Annotated in this window: 18 protein-coding genes and 1 pseudogene; 5 read left to right on the top strand and 14 right to left on the bottom strand. The window is 53.5% G+C overall.

What is annotated here, in order from left to right; translation table 11 throughout:
• Window positions 1–84 precede the first annotated feature (84 nt).
• Both SH580_RS13975 and SH580_RS13970 read left to right on the top strand, forming a co-directional pair.
• On the top strand, window positions 85–1,371 hold the full coding sequence (locus SH580_RS13975) for an NAD(P)/FAD-dependent oxidoreductase (protein WP_319831464.1): 1,287 nt from the start codon (window positions 85–87) through the stop codon (window positions 1,369–1,371).
• Window positions 1,368–2,162 carry a DUF1365 domain-containing protein gene (locus SH580_RS13970; protein WP_319831463.1) on the top strand — a complete coding sequence of 265 codons (795 nt, stop codon included), beginning with the start codon at window positions 1,368–1,370 and terminating at the stop codon, window positions 2,160–2,162. The genes SH580_RS13975 and SH580_RS13970 overlap by 4 nt, the downstream gene beginning before the upstream one ends.
• 57 nt (window positions 2,163–2,219) lie before the next feature.
• Here SH580_RS13970 and SH580_RS13965 read toward each other — a convergent pair whose 3' ends face one another.
• From SH580_RS13965 to SH580_RS13910, 11 genes and pseudogenes are all read right to left on the bottom strand, one after another.
• Complete coding sequence (locus SH580_RS13965) at window positions 2,220–3,452, bottom strand: class I SAM-dependent methyltransferase (RefSeq protein ID WP_319831462.1); 1,233 nt, start codon at window positions 3,450–3,452, stop codon at window positions 2,220–2,222.
• The gene (locus SH580_RS13960; RefSeq protein ID WP_319831461.1) at window positions 3,425–4,207 is read right to left on the bottom strand and encodes a DUF1295 domain-containing protein; all 783 of its coding nucleotides are present in this window, start codon (window positions 4,205–4,207) and stop codon (window positions 3,425–3,427) included. The genes SH580_RS13965 and SH580_RS13960 overlap by 28 nt, the downstream gene beginning before the upstream one ends.
• Entirely contained in the window at window positions 4,204–5,118 is a 915-nt protein-coding gene (locus SH580_RS13955; RefSeq protein ID WP_319831460.1) for an acyl-CoA desaturase, read from the bottom strand. Before SH580_RS13955 ends, SH580_RS13960 begins: the two co-directional genes overlap by 4 nt.
• Window positions 5,119–5,255: 137 nt before the next feature.
• Window positions 5,256–5,645 (bottom strand): ArsR/SmtB family transcription factor, encoded by a 390-nt coding sequence (locus SH580_RS13950; RefSeq protein ID WP_319831459.1) that lies wholly within the window; start codon window positions 5,643–5,645, stop codon window positions 5,256–5,258.
• Window positions 5,646–5,652: 7 nt separating this feature from the next.
• Window positions 5,653–5,955, bottom strand: coding sequence for a hypothetical protein (locus tag SH580_RS13945; protein WP_319831458.1), 303 nt, complete (start codon window positions 5,953–5,955; stop codon window positions 5,653–5,655).
• 20 nt (window positions 5,956–5,975) lie between these two features.
• Window positions 5,976–7,005 (bottom strand): annotated as a pseudogene (locus SH580_RS13935) (permease).
• Between the two features lie 123 nt (window positions 7,006–7,128).
• Window positions 7,129–9,213: an ATP-binding protein gene (locus SH580_RS13930; RefSeq protein WP_319831455.1), complete on the bottom strand. Its 2,085-nt coding sequence runs from the start codon at window positions 9,211–9,213 to the stop codon at window positions 7,129–7,131.
• Complete coding sequence (locus SH580_RS13925; RefSeq protein ID WP_319831454.1) at window positions 9,206–10,438, bottom strand: DUF3142 domain-containing protein; 1,233 nt, start codon at window positions 10,436–10,438, stop codon at window positions 9,206–9,208. Before SH580_RS13925 ends, SH580_RS13930 begins: the two co-directional genes overlap by 8 nt.
• Before the next feature lie 52 nt (window positions 10,439–10,490).
• Window positions 10,491–11,267: an acyl-ACP--UDP-N-acetylglucosamine O-acyltransferase gene (gene lpxA, locus SH580_RS13920; protein WP_319831453.1), complete on the bottom strand. Its 777-nt coding sequence runs from the start codon at window positions 11,265–11,267 to the stop codon at window positions 10,491–10,493.
• A gap of 17 nt (window positions 11,268–11,284) precedes the next feature.
• Complete coding sequence (locus tag SH580_RS13915; protein ID WP_319831452.1) at window positions 11,285–12,625, bottom strand: bifunctional UDP-3-O-[3-hydroxymyristoyl] N-acetylglucosamine deacetylase/3-hydroxyacyl-ACP dehydratase; 1,341 nt, start codon at window positions 12,623–12,625, stop codon at window positions 11,285–11,287.
• A gap of 103 nt (window positions 12,626–12,728) precedes the next feature.
• On the bottom strand, window positions 12,729–13,307 hold the full coding sequence (locus SH580_RS13910; RefSeq protein WP_319831451.1) for an HAD family hydrolase: 579 nt from the start codon (window positions 13,305–13,307) through the stop codon (window positions 12,729–12,731).
• A gap of 157 nt (window positions 13,308–13,464) precedes the next feature.
• On the opposite strand from SH580_RS13910, the gene SH580_RS13905 reads away from it, so the two are divergent.
• The 3 genes from SH580_RS13905 to SH580_RS13895 all read left to right on the top strand — a co-directional run bounded on the left by SH580_RS13905 (window position 13,465) and on the right by SH580_RS13895 (window position 15,628).
• Entirely contained in the window at window positions 13,465–14,151 is a 687-nt protein-coding gene (locus SH580_RS13905; RefSeq protein WP_319831450.1) for a DUF502 domain-containing protein, read from the top strand.
• Window positions 14,144–14,758, top strand: coding sequence for a hypothetical protein (locus SH580_RS13900; protein ID WP_319831449.1), 615 nt, complete (start codon window positions 14,144–14,146; stop codon window positions 14,756–14,758). The genes SH580_RS13905 and SH580_RS13900 overlap by 8 nt, the downstream gene beginning before the upstream one ends.
• Before the next feature lie 75 nt (window positions 14,759–14,833).
• Window positions 14,834–15,628 (top strand): hypothetical protein, encoded by a 795-nt coding sequence (locus tag SH580_RS13895; protein ID WP_319831448.1) that lies wholly within the window; start codon window positions 14,834–14,836, stop codon window positions 15,626–15,628.
• A 60-nt stretch (window positions 15,629–15,688) separates the two neighbouring features.
• On the opposite strand, the gene SH580_RS13890 is transcribed toward SH580_RS13895, so the two are convergent.
• The 3 genes from SH580_RS13890 to SH580_RS13880 all read right to left on the bottom strand — a co-directional run bounded on the left by SH580_RS13890 (window position 15,689) and on the right by SH580_RS13880 (window position 19,247).
• Window positions 15,689–17,140 carry a sensor histidine kinase gene (locus SH580_RS13890; RefSeq protein ID WP_319831447.1) on the bottom strand — a complete coding sequence of 484 codons (1,452 nt, stop codon included), beginning with the start codon at window positions 17,138–17,140 and terminating at the stop codon, window positions 15,689–15,691.
• Window positions 17,137–17,850 carry a response regulator transcription factor gene (locus tag SH580_RS13885; RefSeq protein ID WP_319831446.1) on the bottom strand — a complete coding sequence of 238 codons (714 nt, stop codon included), beginning with the start codon at window positions 17,848–17,850 and terminating at the stop codon, window positions 17,137–17,139. Before SH580_RS13885 ends, SH580_RS13890 begins: the two co-directional genes overlap by 4 nt.
• Before the next feature lie 128 nt (window positions 17,851–17,978).
• Window positions 17,979–19,247 (bottom strand): Lcl C-terminal domain-containing protein, encoded by a 1,269-nt coding sequence (locus SH580_RS13880; protein ID WP_319831445.1) that lies wholly within the window; start codon window positions 19,245–19,247, stop codon window positions 17,979–17,981.
• Window positions 19,248–19,259: the final 12 nt, after the last annotated feature.

The following is a 19,259-nucleotide window of genomic DNA, read 5'->3' as shown; positions in this document are numbered from 1 at the left end:
GGATCCCACCAGCGGCGGAAAACTTACAGATAATCTAAGTAAGTTCACCGAGCATCTGCCGATCTCTCCCTAAACCCTGACAACATGAAAGACATTTCCATGCCCACAGAACGCAAACGTATCGCCGTCGTAGGTTGCGGTGTCGCCGGACTCACCGCGGCATGGCTCTTACAACGTAAGCACGAGGTTCACCTCTTCGAGAAGAACGACTATGTAGGTGGTCACACCCGCACCTTACAAGTCCCCCAAGGCCCCGATGCTGGCACGCCAGTCGATACAGGCTTCATTGTGATGAACCACCGCAACTACCCTAATTTCACACAGCTACTCAAGCAGCTAAATATCGAACTGGAGGACAGTTCGATGACTTTTAGCTTCTACGACCACGCGTCAAAGTATGGTTATTCGGGCAATTCCGTCAGCAGCCTCTTTCCATCCTTCAGCTATTTATTTAAGATCAAGCACCTCGCTCTAGTCGGTGACCTGTATCGCTTCGCAAGGATAGGTTACCGCGATCTCAACTCTGGCTATCTGGCAGGTAAAACACTGGGGACTTATTGCGACGAACGCGGCTTCGGCAAGGCCTTCCAAGAGAATTATCTCTACCCCATGGGCGCCGCCATATGGTCTTCACCGATCTCCGAAATGCGGGCCTTCCCTGCCCAGGCATACTTACATTTTTTGGAAAACCATGGCCTGCTACGACTCAGCAACCGACCACAATGGCGCTATGTAAAGGGGGGCTCACGCAGCTATGTGCGAGCAATGTTACAAAGCTTCAAGAATCCACCCCATTTGAATGCAGCACCGACGCGAATCATGCGCCATGGCAGAGGTGTCACGCTACAGATGCAAGATGGCCAAGAACTGGACTTTGACGAGCTCGTGATCGGAGCTCATGCAGACGAAGCGCTCAGGCTGCTAGGCGATCCAAGTTCTCACGAAATCGCGAACCTCGGGCCCTGGCGCTACCAGCCCAATACAGTGACGCTGCACACCGATACCAAGCAGCTCCCGAGTCACTCGAAGCTTTGGTCCTCATGGAATTTTGTGCGCGAAGCGGGCGACGCAGAAACGCGTCCAGTTGCTGTAAGTTATTACATGAACCGGCTACAAAATTTACCTACGGAACGCCATTACATCGTCACGCTCAACCCTTCACAGCCCATCTCTGAAGACAAAATTATTAACAGCACCACCCTGATGCACCCGCTCTACTCCTTTGAAAGCATGGGCACCCAAGCCAAACTTCGGAGTATGAATGGAGCCGACCACACATGGTTCTGCGGCAGCTACTTTGGCTACGGCTTTCACGAGGATGCGGTCACCTCGGCAGTCGAAGTGGCTCAGGCATTTGGTATCCATCTATGAAGCGGCACTCACAGTTATTTCGCGGGACAGTCACCCACCAACGGCTAGGCCCCACGCCCCATGCATTCAGCTACCCTGCAACATTCTTTTGCTTCAACCTGGCCGAACTACCCACGCTGTCGCAACAGGCCACGCTACTAGGGCACAATCAATTTCGGCCACTCACCATCCGGGACAGGGATTATTTAAACGGCAATTCACAGAGCATCGAGCAACAACTGGATGCATACATCCCCTGCCAGCATGCAACACATACCCTGCTCATTAGCTCGCCGCGATACTTTGGCTATGCCTTTAATCCAGTCAACTTCCACCTACGCATGCAAGACCAGCAGTTGCTAGCGGTCGTCGCTGAAGTTAATAATACCTTCGGGGATCGACACATATATCCACTCACAAAGCTCAACCAAAAATCAAGATATAGCTGGACAGCGACCTGCCCCAAAGACTTCCACGTCTCCCCGTTCAACAACCAGCACGGCGAGTATCACTTCACCTTTCGAATTGAACGCGAAAGCATTTCCATTGGCGTCGACTTGTATCGGAATGATGAATACATCATAAAAACCAGCATACAGGGCAAAGCGAAAACACTCAACAATGCCACAATTTGGCGCTACGCCCTGGTCCGCCCATTTGACACCGCACTCAATACTATGCCACGCATTCTGTGGCAAGCCGCCCAAATCTACTACCGAAAGAAGCTTCAAATCTATCCACGCCCCACACCGAATTCGCCACACACCCTGATCAATAAAGATCAGAAAAAAGAAACACCGCCAGTGGTTTAGCCAAAGCGGCGATATGCCGATTCTAGCTCCGCTTCATCGTCGAGCTCGCTTCACTGCTCAGGACTGGACTTTCTCAATCACGACATGCTGCACATCGATTAAATCAGTATCAAAGCCAGCTTCACAGTAACTGAAATAATAATTCCACTTACGGCAAAAGGCCTCATCAAAACCAAGAAAGCGGACTGTCTCTTGTTGCCGATTGAATGCATCCGCCCAACGCCGCAGGGTTTCCGCATAATCAGAACCAAAGGCATGCATCTGTGTAATTTGTAGCTCCCCTGCCTGTTCGACATGCTCCCGTATCGCCGATGGAGAGGGCAAATGCCCTCCAGGGAAAATGTGTTTTTGAATCCAATCACAACTGCGGCAGTATTGCGCGTAGCGATCATCCGAGATGGTAATCGCCTGGAGCACTGCCTTTGCCCCTGGCTTCAAGCAGTCGCGAATGGTCTCAAAATAACTAGGCAAATACTGCTTTCCGACGGCCTCGATCATTTCGCAAGAGATCACCGCATCAAACTGACCAACTAAATTACGATAATCCTTCAATTGTATATCAATCTGCCCCGAAACCCCTGACGCTGTGAACAATTGTTGCGCATACGCGAGCTGCTCCTCGGAGAGGGTGATTGTGGTCACATGACAACCACGCTCAGCCGCACGTTTCGCCAGTGCCCCCCAGCCGGAACCAATTTCCAAAATCGAATCTCCGGCCCCCACAGCAGCGAGGTCCAGCATACGATCGATCTTACTCAGCTGCGCTTGCTCCAAAGTATCGGATCGGCGGGCAAAGCAAGCACTGGAATAGGTCATCGTGGGATCGAGAAAGCTTGCGTAAAATTGATTACTCAGGTCGTAGTGGGCCTGAATATTCTCACGGCTTTGCTTCAAGGTATTCTTACGTGCGAGGTGATACCAATGATTCAATTGCCGCGCGAGCAAGGAAAAGCCCTGCCCCAGACGCCCGACCTGTCGCTGATTGCGGGCCAAAAGTTTCAATAACTGACTCAAATCGTTGGTAGTCCATAAGCCATCCACATAGGCCTCCCCCAGTGCAACGCTGCCACCGGAGAGCACCTGCCTAAAAAATTCAGACTTCAAGACCTGCAGATGAGCCATCGGCAAGCATTCATCGCCCAGCACCACTTTGCTCCCACTGGGAAACTCAATGCATAGGCTCCCCTGTCGAACTCCTTGCAATAAACGCAGGAAAACGCGTTCCATCAAGCGCAACGAAGCCTTGGTTCCGGTATTCTGACTTAGGATTGAGGTATGTGTGGTGGCCATGGGAAGAAAGTATTCGTGCTTTGTTGATAGCACCGGTATGCCTCGCCGCGGCTCTTCAATGAAGAACGTTCGGCATGCGGAATTCCGGTGAGGTAACGTAAGAAAATATACATCGCTGTCGGGCCAAGCAAAGCCCACCACCAGGTGGAAGTCAGCGCGAAGGCCACATAAGCCCACCAATGGAGCCATTCAAAAAAATAGTTCGGATGCCGGGAATAGCGCCATAAACCTTCACGGCAAACTTGTCCTTGGCAATCTACGCGTGCTCGAAAGCGGGCCAACTGCCGATCCGCGAGCGTCTCTCCACTAAAGGCGATCATAGCAATCACCACCGCCAACCAGTCGCTCCAAAGCCAGCGCCCACCTCCCGCGTCCATCGCAATCGAAACGGGCCAAAAAAACAAGGCAACCAAGCACACTTGCAATAAGAACAGAGCGAGAAAATTACGCTTAGCCGACGCGCCCCAATACACAGCCAAGTGCTGATAACGTGCGTCCTCTTCTCCCTTGAGCACACGATCGGTCAATAGATGATAGCTCAATCGAAACGACCATAGCACCAAGACGAGTGTCACCCCATAGGCGCGCAAAGTCGCTGGCCCCGAGTAGAATAAATAGGCCACCGCAGCCATGCCTAAGCCTGCGCTCCAAACTAGATCCACCAAGGCCATCAGCTGCATGCGCAGCGCGATACAATAAGCGACCGTAGCCACCACAAGCCCCGCCACAAATAGACTGATCCAAAAATCCATCATAGCACAGTCTCTTTAACGGCTGCTGCCGCCGCCTCTCGGTAAATACTCTTTGGATACACTTTTATATCCCAAACTAAACCGAGCTTTTCCAAGACACGTAGTAGCAGGTAGCTCAAATCAAACTCCCACCAATACATGCCCTGCCTTGCCGACAGCGGCCAACGGTGATGGTTATTATGCCAGCCCTCACCGAAAGTGAGCAAAGCAACCCACCAACTATTGCGACTCTCATCATCATTATTAAATCGCTTCGATCCTACTATATGGGTTACTGAGTTGACGCAGAAAGTTACATGATAGACCAGTATCGTGCTAAGAAAGAACCCCCACATGACTAGCTGCATGCCACTAGTGCCCAAGGCAGGATAGTAAATATTCAGACCAGTCCCAACTGTATAGAGTAGAAGGATCAAGGACAACACCGGCAGCACATGGAAGCGGTCGATAAAGCGTAATTCCGGATATTTACTCAGATCCTTGACCCGATCATACTGAATGGAACCATAGGCGCGACATAGCACCCAGCCAATGTGCGCCCAAAAAGCATCCTTTACCACTGGAGAATGTATATCCTCCTGCTGATCCGAGTGCTGATGATGATGACGATGATTCGCGGCCCACCACATCGGCCCCAATTGAGCGGCAGAGGTCCCCACCCAAGCCATGACAAACTGGAAGCCACGACTGGTCTTAAAGGATCGATGCGAAAAATAACGATGAAAGCCAGCCGTCAACGCAAAGACACGCACGACATAAGTGATGAATAATGCAAGTAATGCCACCCAGCTAAATCCAGTAAACAGGGCACCAAATGCAGCCACATGCATCAAAAAAATCGGAGAGGACGCCATCAACAAGCGGTTGTCCTCATCCTGCAAGCCGTGGTGTATAATATTTCGTATCGAAGCCATAGATTGTCTATGGAGTGAACGGGCTGGCGATAGAACCCTTACAGAAATATTAAAATGAATCACCGAGCGCCCTGGGGCTCAGTCAAATCCGCAAACTTTAGTCACAAGATAATCAAAATCCGCTCCGAGTGAACACATCACTCCACCTGCTTCAACCAATCCTCACTATTTGCACCGACCACGCATTCGTCATTTACTCGCATTGCCAAGCGTATTTTACAACGAGAAGCGACGTCTGCAAAGTCCTCTGCGGGCAGGGCACGCACGGAATCGACGAGGGCACTCCAGTGGGCATCAGCCTGTTCCGCCAACTTGTAATACACCCACTTGCCGGATCGCTCCTGAGTCAACAAGCCGGCTTTATACAAGATCTTTAAATTGCGCGAAGCGTTGTATTGAGTGTCCCCCGTCACATCCATGGCCTCAGCCACAGTAATGCACTGATCCACATGTATCAACAGCCAGAACAAACGTAGTCGATGCGGCTCGGCGAGGGCTTTGAGGGCGTCTATGTATTGTTCATTCATTCGCTGATTACCTTTGTTTAATTAGACTCGCTAGCATGATGACCACTCCGATCGAAAAGACGATTCCAGAGTGTGCCGCGTGCATCGCTAGAGTGGATTTATCGGCACCTAAAAACAAGGCAAACCAGAAAATAGGACAGAAGAAACCAAGCAATGCGATATTACGCCCAGCCTTCATTTGCTCCGACAGTTTACCCCCACGAATCAGCGCAAGAATCACTTCCGACAGGTAGCGATACGCACACCACTTGCTCACAGCGGAAGCGATTCGTTGCGCCCAATGCATGCTAGGCTTTTCTTGATATTTCATATCAAAGCCTCCAGCACCTGCTAGAGAATCGATTGAATGAGAATGCCCCCCAGGATGGCAGTGGTCAGCACGATACTGACAAATGCAATCACTGCCTTCGGCTTAAGCACTGAGGATACCAGCGCGATCTCGGGTAAGCTAGCTCCAGTGCCACCAATGATCAGCGCAATGGCGGGGCCGATCCCCATGCCCTTAACAATCAGAACCTTGAGCAGTGGAACTGCCATTTCGATGCGTAGATAAACCGGCACCCCAATCACCGCTGAAATGATGATCGAAAGCAAACTATCGCCCCCCACGTACCTTCTCCACAATATCGGCGGAAAGATAGGCCGCCGACACACCACTGATCAATGCCCCGAGTAACACGTAAGGGATAATTTTCTTAAATAGCACCAGTGCGAAGCGCAGCGCTCGCTGCGGCTTTGTGGCCTCTGCCGTAGGCTCTGAAGTCGCGCAGCAGCTCGACAGCGCGGGGCCACAACATGCAGGCTCAGGCTCGGAAATCGCACTAAAATTAGTCACAGGAGCTCCACAGCACGCAGGTTCTGGCTCTGGCTCAGAGCAACAACTCGGCGCCGCGGCCTTCTTCCCCTCTAATTCTTCACCTCGCTTGATTTCATTCTTCCATGGCGTTTTCGAGATCAACCATCCTCCAAAGATAGCAGCCGTAAACGTGATGAGGAAATATGTGGCAGTGATCTTAAACCCGAAAACCGCATAGACCATGGCCATGACAATGAAATTACACAGCGGAGCCGAAATTAAAAAACTCAACACAGTCCCGAGTGAAACGCCCATACTGGCCATCCCCATAGTCACCGGCACCACCGAGGCGCTACAGAATGGAGTCAGCATTCCTAAAAATGCTCCGAGAATGGGCCCCCATTTCTCATGCTTCGTCAGCTTCTTTTGTAGCTTATCCTGCGGAATATATTCACGCATGAAGCCTGTTAATATGGAAACCACCGCGATCACGATCACCAGCGCGCCCCCAACGTGGACAAATTCATCTAATGCAATTGTCAGTTTTTCTGTATTCACGAGAATGCCTTTCTTGAAGTTATATTAAACATACTCCTTCCTAAAAATGCTCACATGCACAATCGTGCAAGTATTAATTATCAAAAAATTACATCACCCCCATATTGGCGAGACGGGAAGTTTCAGAACTTATTGATCTTCACACGGATCACTCGCCACCCCGCTCGACTCAAGCAGCGACTCGTCGTCATCTGCGAATGGTTGAATCGATTCGACATCGACATGCGGAAACCAGTTGATTGCAGTAGCGGCTTGCCCGAGTTCGGTATCGGGGCAACGCACCACCAAGAGTTTAAAAAGCCGATCGGCCTCGGAGGGGTCGCGGTATTTGATCCAACTGCCTGCCACGCAATAGATGCGGGCGGCTTGTTCATGATTGTTAGGCAGCAGGCTGGCGCCCAACTCGGCCAAACGCACGGCTCGATATCGATAGTGATAACGTTTATCAGGTAATATTTGAGTTCGATTGGCCCGATCCAACTCCCTTCCCGTTGGCTCGTTAATTTGATAATCCATACTATACAATCTTTTCTCACGCGCATGGGCCATATCGCCCCACTCCAGAGCCCCCTCGGTCCAAGCATAATCGGGCGCGAGCTCGGCCGCAAATAGTAGCATTCCATATTCCCGCATCAGATAAGCGGCTTCCCAATAGTGCTGCGCACGTGCGAGCACCTCCTGACTGGCGTCGCTGGCAGAACGCATGGCTTGCAGGTAAGCCTCGGCATGCACTCTCGCTGCGGGTTGGAAGTATTGCAAAGCTAGATCAAAGCGGCCCTCTCGCATCAAACGCCGTGCCAGTAGCGATTGGGAGGCCCCATCCTGATAACTGAGCTCGAGATCCATTTCGACAGGATGCGCGTCCACCCAGGAAATTAATTCATCGATCGACAGCAAACGCTCCAGCACGTAAGCACAATCCTCCCAACTACGCGCATTCCAAAAACAATCGGCCGCCTCGACAAAACGTTCTTCGCGCAGCATCAGTAAGCCGAGTTCCCCCCAGGCGCGTGAGGTATTCAGGCGCCGCCAAACTTCGCCTTGCGATTGCATGGTTTCTGTCAATGCCAACATCAGCGTGCGCCCTTCAGCAATTCGCCCCGCGCGTAACAGTAATTTGCTCTTCACCCAAAGCGCCAATGCATCGCTAGGCGCCGCATGACTGATCCATAAGCGAGCCGCACTGAGATGATTGAGTTGATATTCCATCAGCGCAAAACGCCCCGCCTCGGGCAGGCTGATCGCCTCAAGATCAGGCAAGGCTTCTAAAAAGCGCGCTCGCAACTCTGCGGTCTCTGCATCGTCCCGCTGGACCAGTAAGTATGCGGTCAGCACGGCACGACTCGCGTCGTTCTGAATCAAATCCTGAAGCTTTTGATTATCGGCATAGTTCCAGACATCCCGGGCGACGCGTTTTAGACTTTGCTCGGCATTCCAATAACCGGCAGCCCATTGTTGTAGATACAGATCGATCGCCTCTTGAAATTGCCCCTGATCCATATGCACGCGCGCCTGCCAGCCATAACTGGCTGCGGCCAAACCATCGGGATCGGGGAAGCCCGCATCAACCAACTCGCGCACCATGGGGAAATAGCTCAAGGCACGATCCGGACAAGCCCGACCGATCATATAAGCTGCCATAACGGAACGCTGCTGCCGCTCCGCTTCGGGCAAGGCGAGCACTGCCTGCCAATGATCCAACGCGGCTGCCAGGTCGTTTCTATAATACGCGAGCGCACCTTGCAGGTAGCATCGAAATTCGTCTGGCAGAGCGCTCGGCACTTCCAGCATTTCCAAGGCAATCGGTTCGAATTCTTCGCTGTCGGCATCCGACTGCACTGAATAGTCATAGCGCTTGGCAGATCCATCGCGATCCTTGGCTCGATTCAAGTGCTTGCGAAAATTTGCATAGGCAGCTAAAACTACATCTGCCTCCGCCCCGACCACTCCCGCCACACGCAGGGAGCTCGCCAAGGCCTCCTGCGACGACATGCCCCCGAGTGGCTCACTATCAAGCTGCGCCTCGTGAGGCACGGTGTCCGACAGCAGGTGGCGCAGCTCCACACCAAATCCGAGCTTGGGCGCTGCATAAAAGACATCGTCGTTGCGCAGAATATATGAATCCGGCAGCCAAGGGCCACAGGCATGGGCGAGCGGCAGCAGCGTCATGCCAAACAGGCCACCAAGTGAAATCGCAAAACTTAGCTTAATCATATTTATTTAAAATTGTTATTTTTAAGTCAGCAGCATCTTGGATGCGCACCCAACCGATCGTCCAACGCGTGCCTTGCGCCAAGAGCGGAGGCGACATCGTATCCGGCCACTGCCAAAGTAGCGCATGCTCCGAGAGCCTCTGCACTGCATAGTGACGTTGGCCATCCCAAGCCACTGCAAAGCCCTCGCCCCAGGACAATTCCACAGCACGGGGCGGTTCCATTGCCACCGCGGAGCCTTGAGTCAGCTCGATCTCGAGCAGGCCATCGGATTGCACACGGGCATGAGCCTGCCAGCCGGGATGAGCAACCGCTCCTTGCATCACGGAACGCCATGTGAGCGGGTCCCAGTTATACATTTCGCAACCGAGCGCTAAGCGATACCAAATCACTCCCAGGCAATTATCCGGGCGCTCACCTTCAAGTAAACGCACCAAGCCCGCCATCTCAACGGGATCGGCCCGTAGCACACGATAGTTCCAATCAGGATTTTGCACTGACGAAGCGTTCTCGCCAGCGACCTCGACCAGTTCACCGGAAGCCGCATAGCCCAAACGATAGGCATAGGTCGGCAATGCCACGTGATAGGGCTTTTCAAACTTTGCGGCTTGTCGCACCCAGCCCTGCGCCAGCTGAGGATCACACAAAGACGCATCGGTATCGATGTGTCCCGCCCGTTGCACACTATGCACCTGTAAGACGAAGTGGTCGGTGGCCTCGATTAACTGCGCAAACGCAGCAGGACGCCCCATCCACGTGGGCAAGGTCGTAATCGAGAGCGCGGGACCATCCAATCGCGCGCGGATGAGGTGCAACCAGTTGGCATAGCCCTCCAGGTTGCGGGTCGCGCAATCAAAATCAATTTCGACAGCTGTAGGCTCCAAGCCTTCCACACGCGCAGCTCGGACAGCCTGCTGAACGGTGTCGAGCAAACAGCGGGTCATCGTTTGACCGTCTTCGAAAGAGCCGGCATAAGTCGCCGCACGAATCGCGATAGTCACGGGCAACTTAGCGGCCCGCAACGACTCCCAGTCCGGCTGTATCTGCACCACAGTGGGCTGCCCCAAACGGTCGAACTCAATTTCAGCACAGAGCACGGTCAGCCCATCCAAGAGCTCCGCATGCTCGCTGATCGCAGAAACGACCGCAGGCGTCCACGCCCGCTGCCAAACATAGGCGGTCTGATCCATCGCAGCCTGCACCTGGCCCCCAAGCACAGAATACACTAGAAATAGAACCGCCAAGCCTCGCATCTTCACATGCTACAAACTACTCTTGCTAGGATAATCCGCGCTCACTGCCCTGCACGAAGGCTAAAAAGGTTTGAACGATCTCGCAATCGGCTGGCAATTCGGCACTCAGCTTCTCGGCAGCTTGGCGACGATTGAGACCTTCTTTATAGAACATTTTAAATACGCGCCGCACCCGATTGATATCTTCGGGCGTGAATCCGGCGCGCTCCAGGCCGACCTTATTCGTCGTGCGCACCATCGCAGGGCTACCGTCAGCAATCATATAAGGCGGCACATCTTGCACCACCTTAGAGGCGGCGCCCACCATGGCGTAATCGCCCACGCGACAAAACTGATGCAGTCCGGCGCCCCAGCCCACATTGACATGATCCCCGAGTTGCACATGCCCTCCGAGGGCTGCGTGGCTACTCATCACCAGATGATTGCCCACGATACACTCATGCGCGATATGACTGTAAGCAAGTATCAGATTGTGATCCCCGACGATGGTCTCGGTATTTTCGGTCGTGGCACAGTGCACGGTGGTGAACTCGCGAAAGACGTTACCGTTGCCCACACGCAGACCGGGGCAACCGCCCCGATATTTTAAGTCGTGAGTTTTCCCGCCAACATAAGCGTAGGGGTGCACTTCGTTATCCTCCCCCATAGTGGTGGCACCGTCAACTGTGGCATGGTGCATCACGACCGTTCCCTTTGCGATTTTCACCTGAGCGCCGATATAGGCGTAAGCGCCAACGACGACGCCCTCTTCCAGCTCGGCACCAGGCTCGATAATTGCAGTCGGATGAATGTCCGTAGGCATAGGAATATGGGTTGGGATTAATCCGTTGCGTCCGCCAGCATGAACATCAGTTCGGCGCTGGAAACAACCTTGCCGCCGACAGTGCATTGCCCCGTCGCGGTCGCGATCTTGTTACCACGGATTTTGACCAGCTTCACGCGGATCTCGACCGAATCACCCGGCTCGACTGCCTGACGAAACTTGACCTTATCCACACTCATGAAGAAGGCGATCTTGTTCTGCTCCACAGGAAGCTTGCGCAGTAACAACACCCCCGCAGCTTGCGCCATGGCCTCGATCTGAAGCACACCAGGCATCACAGGACGACCGGGATAGTGACCTTGAAAATAGGGCTCGTTGATGGTGACGTTCTTGAGCGCCACCAGCTCGTCTTCACTCACGATCTCGATCACGCGGTCGATCATCACGAATGGATAGCGGTGCGGCAAAATGTCGAGCACCCGGCGGATGTCCATGACCGTCTCGGCAGCATCGACCGACACCAGCTTCTTCTTACGCTCTTCCTTGCGCTGTTTGGTGCCTTTAATCTTCTCCAGCAACTTCTTACGTAAAACCTTAGAGAGCTCGGCATTCAGCGCGTGACCTGGGCGAACGCCGACAATATGCGCCTTAATCGGCATCCCGACCAGTGTAATATCTCCGACAATATCAAGCATCTTATGACGCACGAACTCATCCTTAAAGCGGAGCGGTTCTTTGGAGACGATCTTATCGCCCTTAATAACGATCGCGCTGTCGAGGCTGCCGCCCTTGATCTTACCGAGTTTGAGCAGTTCCTCGATGTCTTCGTAGATGGTAAATGTGCGAGCAGGTGCGACCTGTGCAATATACGTCTCCGGATCAATATCCAGACTCAGGTGCTGGGTATGGATGCCGCGATCATCGGCCGATGTGCAGGTGATGCGAAAACCGTTGTGCGGGAGGGCGATAATCGAAGAGTTACCACGAGTGACGGAGACGGGCTCTTCGAGAACGAAGTATTCGCGCTCCGCGTCTTGCTCCACAGGCTCGGCTTGTTGAATCAAGTTAACAAAATGCTTGGCGGAGCCGTCTAAAATGGGGGGCTCGCTGGCATCCATCTCGATGACGACATTGTCGACACCACAACCGCTTAACGCGCTGAGCACATGCTCGATGGTGTGCACTTTGGCGTGACCATCCGCGATGGTGGTGCTGCGCACAAGATCGTCCACGAGGTCAATGAGTGGCTTAAGTTCCGGTTTGCCGAAGAGGTCGATCCGGCGAAAGACCACGCCAGTATTTTCTGGAGCTGGTTTGAGCGTCAAGTTGACTTCTTCGCCTGTATGCAGAGATTTGCCCTTGATGGAAACTTCCCTCAGTATGGTGCGTTGTTTCATAAAAAATGGATTATTCGGAGTGCCAAGCAGTCAAACCGCTGGTCTGTAAAAAACGTGTGAGCCTAAGCTCGGTGACAATTATGTAAAGCTTGGGTTTTCGGAGCTAGAGGAGTGTATTGATGTTGATCACGGTCATGCCCGCATTACGAGCGGCTTGCATGCCCAACTCAGTGTCTTCAAATGCATGGCACCGCTTCGGATCGACCCCGATCAACTCGGCCGCTCTCAGGTAGGTATCGGGGGCAGGCTTGGGGTACTCCACATCATCCGCCCCCACCACAGCTCCAAACCAATCGTAAATACCGAGCGCCTTAAGGATCTTCTCCGCCACCCACTTCGGGCTGCCAGTGGCAATCGCCATGGGGATGTGCTCGCGATGAAACTCCGCGATCGCTTTAACCGGCAATATCGGCTGCACGTCTTTCAGCAGCTCCAGAAAAAGCTCTTCTTTGGCCTCTGCGACCGCATCCGCATCCACTGTCTTGCCCTGCTCCTTGGCCAGCATATCGACAATCACCCCGGCAGGCACCCCGCCGAGGGCATAAAAGCGCTCTTCTGGGAAAACAATGCCGTGCATAGCCATCGAGCGCGACCAGGCGGTGAAGTGCGTAGGCATCGTATCCGCCAGCGTGCCATCCATATCGAAAACGAGGCCGTCGTAGTTATCGTGTAAATTGATCATATTATCTCCCGGAAAAGTGTTTGCCCCAGCACAGAAGACTGGAGCCGCCAGTCAGTCAACGTCCGATGGAGCGTCTGCGAATCCGGCTATTTAACGTTGCGGCCTCCACTGACTTCGAAATCCTAGCAACTAGGCTTCCATTTACCACCGACCCACCATGCTTCGCTCACTTCGTAACGCATTTATTACTGGCATCATCGTCGTCCTCCCACTGGGCGTCACGATTATCGTCATTAACTTCCTCCTCGAACGTCTCGGCACCCCAGCGAGTAATTTCTTCTTTTGGTACCTGGATCCAGAGTGGCGCAGTAAGCCGATCATCGAGTTTGGCCTTGAAGCCATCTCGGTCCTAGTCGTGTTTTTATTGATCACCCTGCTGGGCTACGGCTCTCGTTTCGTGATCGGGCGCATCATCCTAAGCGGCCTTGAGCGCCTACTGGATCAGGTGCCCTTCATCAATGCAGTCTATCGTACGGTCAAGCAGATCGTCGACACTTTCGGGCAGCAGAAAAAAGCCGTCTTCCAAGAGGTGGTCTTAATCGAATACCCGCGCAAGCGTTGCTATGTGCTGGGCTTCCTCACCAGCTCCGCCCGAGGTGAAACCCAGGAAGTCACCGGGGAACACATCGTCAATATATTCGTGCCCACCACCCCCAACCCGACCAGCGGCTTCCTACTAATGTTACCGGAAGAAGATGTCATCCATCTGAGCATGAGCATTACCGACGGCATGAAACTGATCATCTCCGGCGGCGCACTGGTCCCCAACCCCAAAACGGGCGAGAGCGTCCAAATCGAAAACCCCAGACAGGTGAAGGGCCAAGCCCCGGTCGACCATGGCTGAACATGAAGAAGCTCTGGTGCTCAAAACGGAGCCCTCCGGCGAATCCTTTCTCAAACTCCATCTACTGACTGCGGAGAGCGGGGTCTTTCTGTGCCTGAAACGACTCTCCAAGAAGAAGCACACATCCACCACCCCGGATCTCTTCGATCAAGCAGCCATCATACTGGAAAGCTCGCAACAGGGCACCATGCGCTTCGTAAAGGAGTATCAACTCACACAGCGACGCGAACAGATCGGACAAAGCTACCACAGCCTGCGCAATGCATCGCGCCTGAGCCAATTGCTCGTCGCGAACGCCTCCCACATGCCAGAGTCTGAGCGATTATTTGTATTAACCGCGCGCGCCTTAGACGCATTTGCTCAAGACAAAGCCCCCGAAGTCGTGCTACTGAAAAGCCTCTACCTACTACTCAAAGACGAGGGCTACCCCGTACGCGAATCCTGGTGGCCCACCCTCCACGCCGACTTACGGCAGTCCGCTCGCACACTCCTGAGCCAGCCCGCACCCGCCCGCCTCGAACCAACGGCGAAAAAAGTCTGCGAACGTATCGAACAACACCTCAGCTTATGGATGCGACACCATACGGACCTAATCATACCTGATTGAAATTTGCCATTGTGCGTCCCGACACATAGCGGTTAATAATCATCACTGCCCCCCCAAATAACCATAGCTACCTACATGAAGTATTTCTTTTTAATCTGCCTGAACTGTCTAGCACTCGGCCTCAGCGCACACGCATTAAGCAAAGGCATGAGCGTCCAAGCAGTCGAAGCAGAAATCGGCAAACCCATCTCTAGTATGGAGATCGCAGATCGATCGATCCTCATATACGCAGACCAGCGCAAACTAGAGTTCAAGGCCGGCAAACTAGTTAGCGAAAACGGAGTCGAGCTCAAGGCCCCTGCCGCCAGTCTACTCAACACCCAAAGCACCGCTGAGCTGAAAATCGACATTCCTGTCATTCGCAACGACATGACCATAACGGAAAGCATTCAAGTCGAAGAAAATAACGCAGAGAAACTCAACGAGCTCTATAACTTCAACGAAATCAATGACAGTCTCGACGCAGCTCTCGAGAACTACGAGCACGCATCACACACGCGGCACGGGAATCAAGCACGCGACCACATGCGTGACGTACTGATTGGTTTCATACTGGAAGTCGTGCTCACCTGCATTGTGCTACAGATCGCCTTCAGCCTGAGCGGTTTCCCCTGCCTATTTTACCAAATTGCTTCACTCAGCTTAGCGGTGGCAGTCATAGGCGCAGGCCTGGAATACTTACTCTACATCGGCCTATTGAACCCCATCCGCATCGGCCTCAGCTTCCTGCTACTACTCATTCTCATACGGCAACTCACCGATGTGCGTGAATGGGCCACCGCTATCCGCATTGCCGTGCTGGCCCGCTCCATCTCGATCGCATTGATGTGGCTCTCCTTCGCCGGCCTGATGATGCTGTTCGGCCTCTGACTTCTGAATTAAGGCTGAGCCCCAAAGCGCCATGGCAACCGCTCTAAGCGGGTCGTAAACTTACAGCGGAAAGCGGATGGTAAAAGTCGAGCCATTCCCCCATTCACTCACGACATCAATTTCCGCACCATGCGCATCGACTATGGCCTTCGTGATCGCAAGCCCGAGCCCAGTGCTATTCTGCTCATCCGAGCGTTCTTTGCTGACGCGATAAAAGCGGTCAAACAGGTGCGGCAATTTCTCCCGCCGAATGCCCATGCCTGTATCACGAACCTCAAACACCGCAGCTCCAGGTTCGGAATAGGTCCTGACATACACATAGCCGCCGGCGTTCACATACTTGATCGCATTACTGATCAAATTGATCCCGACCTGATGCATCCGATCAAAGTCCATGTCCACTCTTGCAGGCTGCAAGTCCACATCGAGCTCGATCTGTTTCTCCTCCGCCAATGCACTGAGTAATTGCACACAGCTTTCAGCCACAGCTGCAAGATCTCCGGGACTTCGGATCACCCTAAACTCGCCCGAATCCATGCGTGCCAACTCCAGCAAGGACTCCACCAAGCGGCGAACATGCTGCGCCGATGCCTCACAAGTCTTCAATGCTTCCCGGTATTTCTCAGGACTACGTTCGCGCATGAGCGCAAACTGACACTTCGCCAAAATCACCGAAATCGGCGTGCGCAACTCGTGCGAGGCATCGGCCGTAAAGCGCACCTGTTGATCAAAAGAAGATTCCAACTTAGCAAAAGTCTCATTCAGCACAGCCACCATCTGCCCAAGCTCGGAGTCCATATCACTCGCATCAATACGCTGCGACAAATCCCCCTGGGAAATCCCCGCAGCCGTCCGGGTTACAGAGTTGATGGGCTCTAGAGAGCGCCCGACTAAAAACCAACCAATTACAAAACCAAGCACGACGACGATCACACCACCACCCACCAACTGCCAGCGCAATACAGCTAAACGCTCATCAATCTGACTCGCAGAAGCTCCCAAAATCACCACATCGCGACGCGGGCCATAGTGAACACACTCTCGATTCGTCCCCACCACACGGATCGCAGAATTCAGCATACGAGTGCGCGTCGTCGGCTCTGGATACTCCACCGACTCGGGCGCATTCGGCGTCTTATAAACGATCGAACCATCCCGGCTCATCGACACCACATACCACCCTTGGGCGATGATGCCCTCAGAGGCACGATCGCGCCAAGCCCACAGTGCTTCCGGATCATCGTCAGAGGGCGCATAACCATGCGGCCCCGGACCATAGGAGTCCCTCCCATTTTCACCCGGAGGCGGCCCTCGTCGTATGCTACTCCCCGGCCCCCCAGTGCCATAGCGTGGCATCAGCGAAGTGATCGACTGCATCAAGTTCGCGTCAAATTCTCGCACGAAAATCTCTTTTTCGTGCACATAAAATGCCGTCAAAAGCCCTAACATGAGTAATGACAATAATAACGTATGCCAGACCTGAATACGGCTGCGTATGGAATGCAGAATCATGCAGCGGACTCGTTCTTTACAATATAACCGTGTCCACGCATGGTCCGTATAAAGTCCTTACCAAGCTTCTGACGTAGTTTGTAAATATACACATCGAGCATATTTGACAGACTATCCTCATTCTCATCGAAGAGGTGATCGTAAATGTACTGGCGCGTCACCACCTCACCAACTTTGCGAAAGAATAGCTCGACGAGCGCATACTCACGAGCCGTCAACTCGACCAGCTCCCCCTCTTTCCGCACCTCACGTGCGGCTGTGTCGATCGAGATCGCTCCAATCTTCAACTGGCTGCTACTCTGCCCCACACTACGGCGAGCGATCGCCCGCGTGCGTGCCAGCATCTCGGCTAGGTCAAAAGGCTTGGGCAGGTAGTCGTCCGCACCATGGTCCAGACCTTTAATGCGGTCTTCGACACCATCGCGCGCAGTCAGCATCATAACGGGCACCTGTTTGTGCTTACGGATCACCTGCAACACCTGCCAGCCATCCAACTTAGGCAACATAATATCGAGTAAGACCGCATCATAGTCCCAGTGAAGCGCCTTATAGAGGCCCTCTTCGCCGTCCGCACTTGAATCGACTGCGTAGCCTTCTTCACGCAGGGTCTCTACGATCGTTTCGCACAACTCCGCTTCGTCTTCTATGACTAATACACGCATACGATCGACATTAATGTCTTCTCTCAAGAATTTGGCAATCTGTAACATAGCAAACAAATCGTTAAAACATAGGGGCAGGGTGCATGCCTTGAGAGTGCCCCGGTCCGGGCGGGTGCGGCCCCTCGCGTCCAGGCTCCCCGGATCGTCGCAGCGGAGGCTCTTCGAAGCTCATCGGCTCAGGACGATAGCGACGGCCATCTGCAGACACTAAGTTTGGATAGGCATCGCGGGCCGACTCCACGGCATTCGCCCGCAACACCGCACCGCCACGCACGCAACGCAGATAATTTTCGACGCGTTGCGCATCCCGGGCCATGCCCCAGTCCGCCCGTGCCCAGCTTGGGGTCGCTGCGCTGCGCGCCTGCGCCATGCACATCCAGAGTGCGCCCATGCATCTGGCCGATACCGCGACCGAAACAAACATACACGGCTTGCCGCGCGTTGGGACCGTCCAGATGAGTGGTCGACGTCCAGAAAAACGGATAGTCCGTCTCCCCGGCTTCATTGCGAATGGCAGTGACTTCAAAGATCGGATCAATCGCCGCGGAATTCGTAGTATCCGGCGAGCGACGATAGTCCACGATCGAGAGTAACTCCTTCGCGTTGGGAACCCGCCAGTCCGAATGTCCACCCGCTTGCAGGCGATCTGCATATTCCAGAGCATCCTCCCAGTTCATGCCTCGCCCACTATCGGCCTGCATCCATGTTAACCCTGTGGCACGATCCGTGACCGTGCCGTCGTCATTCTCAACAAAATCATTCTTTGTATAATCCGCACGCCCTCGCACATAGCGCACGTAAAATTTCTTAGCGCTGCCCCGTCGTGGATCGTTGAGCGGGTAGCATTTGATCCGCCCATCTGCAAAATTCACACCGAACAAGCCCGCTTGACGACCAAAGATCGGGCTTACGTTGACTGTCGCACTCAACCACTGCGCATCAATAAACCGCTCACCCTGCGCGACATCACCATAACGAAATTCAAAATAGTCCGTATTAATATAGGGGATCGATGTCGCAGGCACTTCACTCATACCGCCACGCATCATCAATCCTGTCACACCCCGAAAATCGATCAGACTATACAGCTCCTTCACATTGGGCACGCGCCAGTCATCATGCCCACCGAGCGTCATATCTTTCGCGACTTGCTTCGCTTCATCCAAACTCAGCTTATTCGGATCCGTGGCTTGAGACCACATCAGCCCCGTCACCAAATCCGTGACCGTGCCATCGCCGTTATCCCGATAACTTGGCTGCACGCCTTGATACTGCGCATCCTGCCCAAAGTAAGCAGCTCCCTCACGGGGCGCACGAATCGGCTCGCCGATGTCATAGCAAAGGTTTTGCCCCGTATCGACGACAGGCGACGGCGGCCATTCGCCCCACAGCAACAGCGGCACGGCACACGCAATCGAGCAAAGTTGTAGGAAATCTTTTAACATAGAGCGAATCAT

The sequence above is a fragment of the Coraliomargarita algicola genome (assembly GCF_033878955.1).
Taxonomy (GTDB): domain Bacteria; phylum Verrucomicrobiota; class Verrucomicrobiia; order Opitutales; family Coraliomargaritaceae; genus Thalassobacterium; species Thalassobacterium algicola.
The sequence above is the reverse complement of the archived record's forward strand: the minus strand, read 5'-3'. Positions and strand labels throughout refer to the sequence as shown.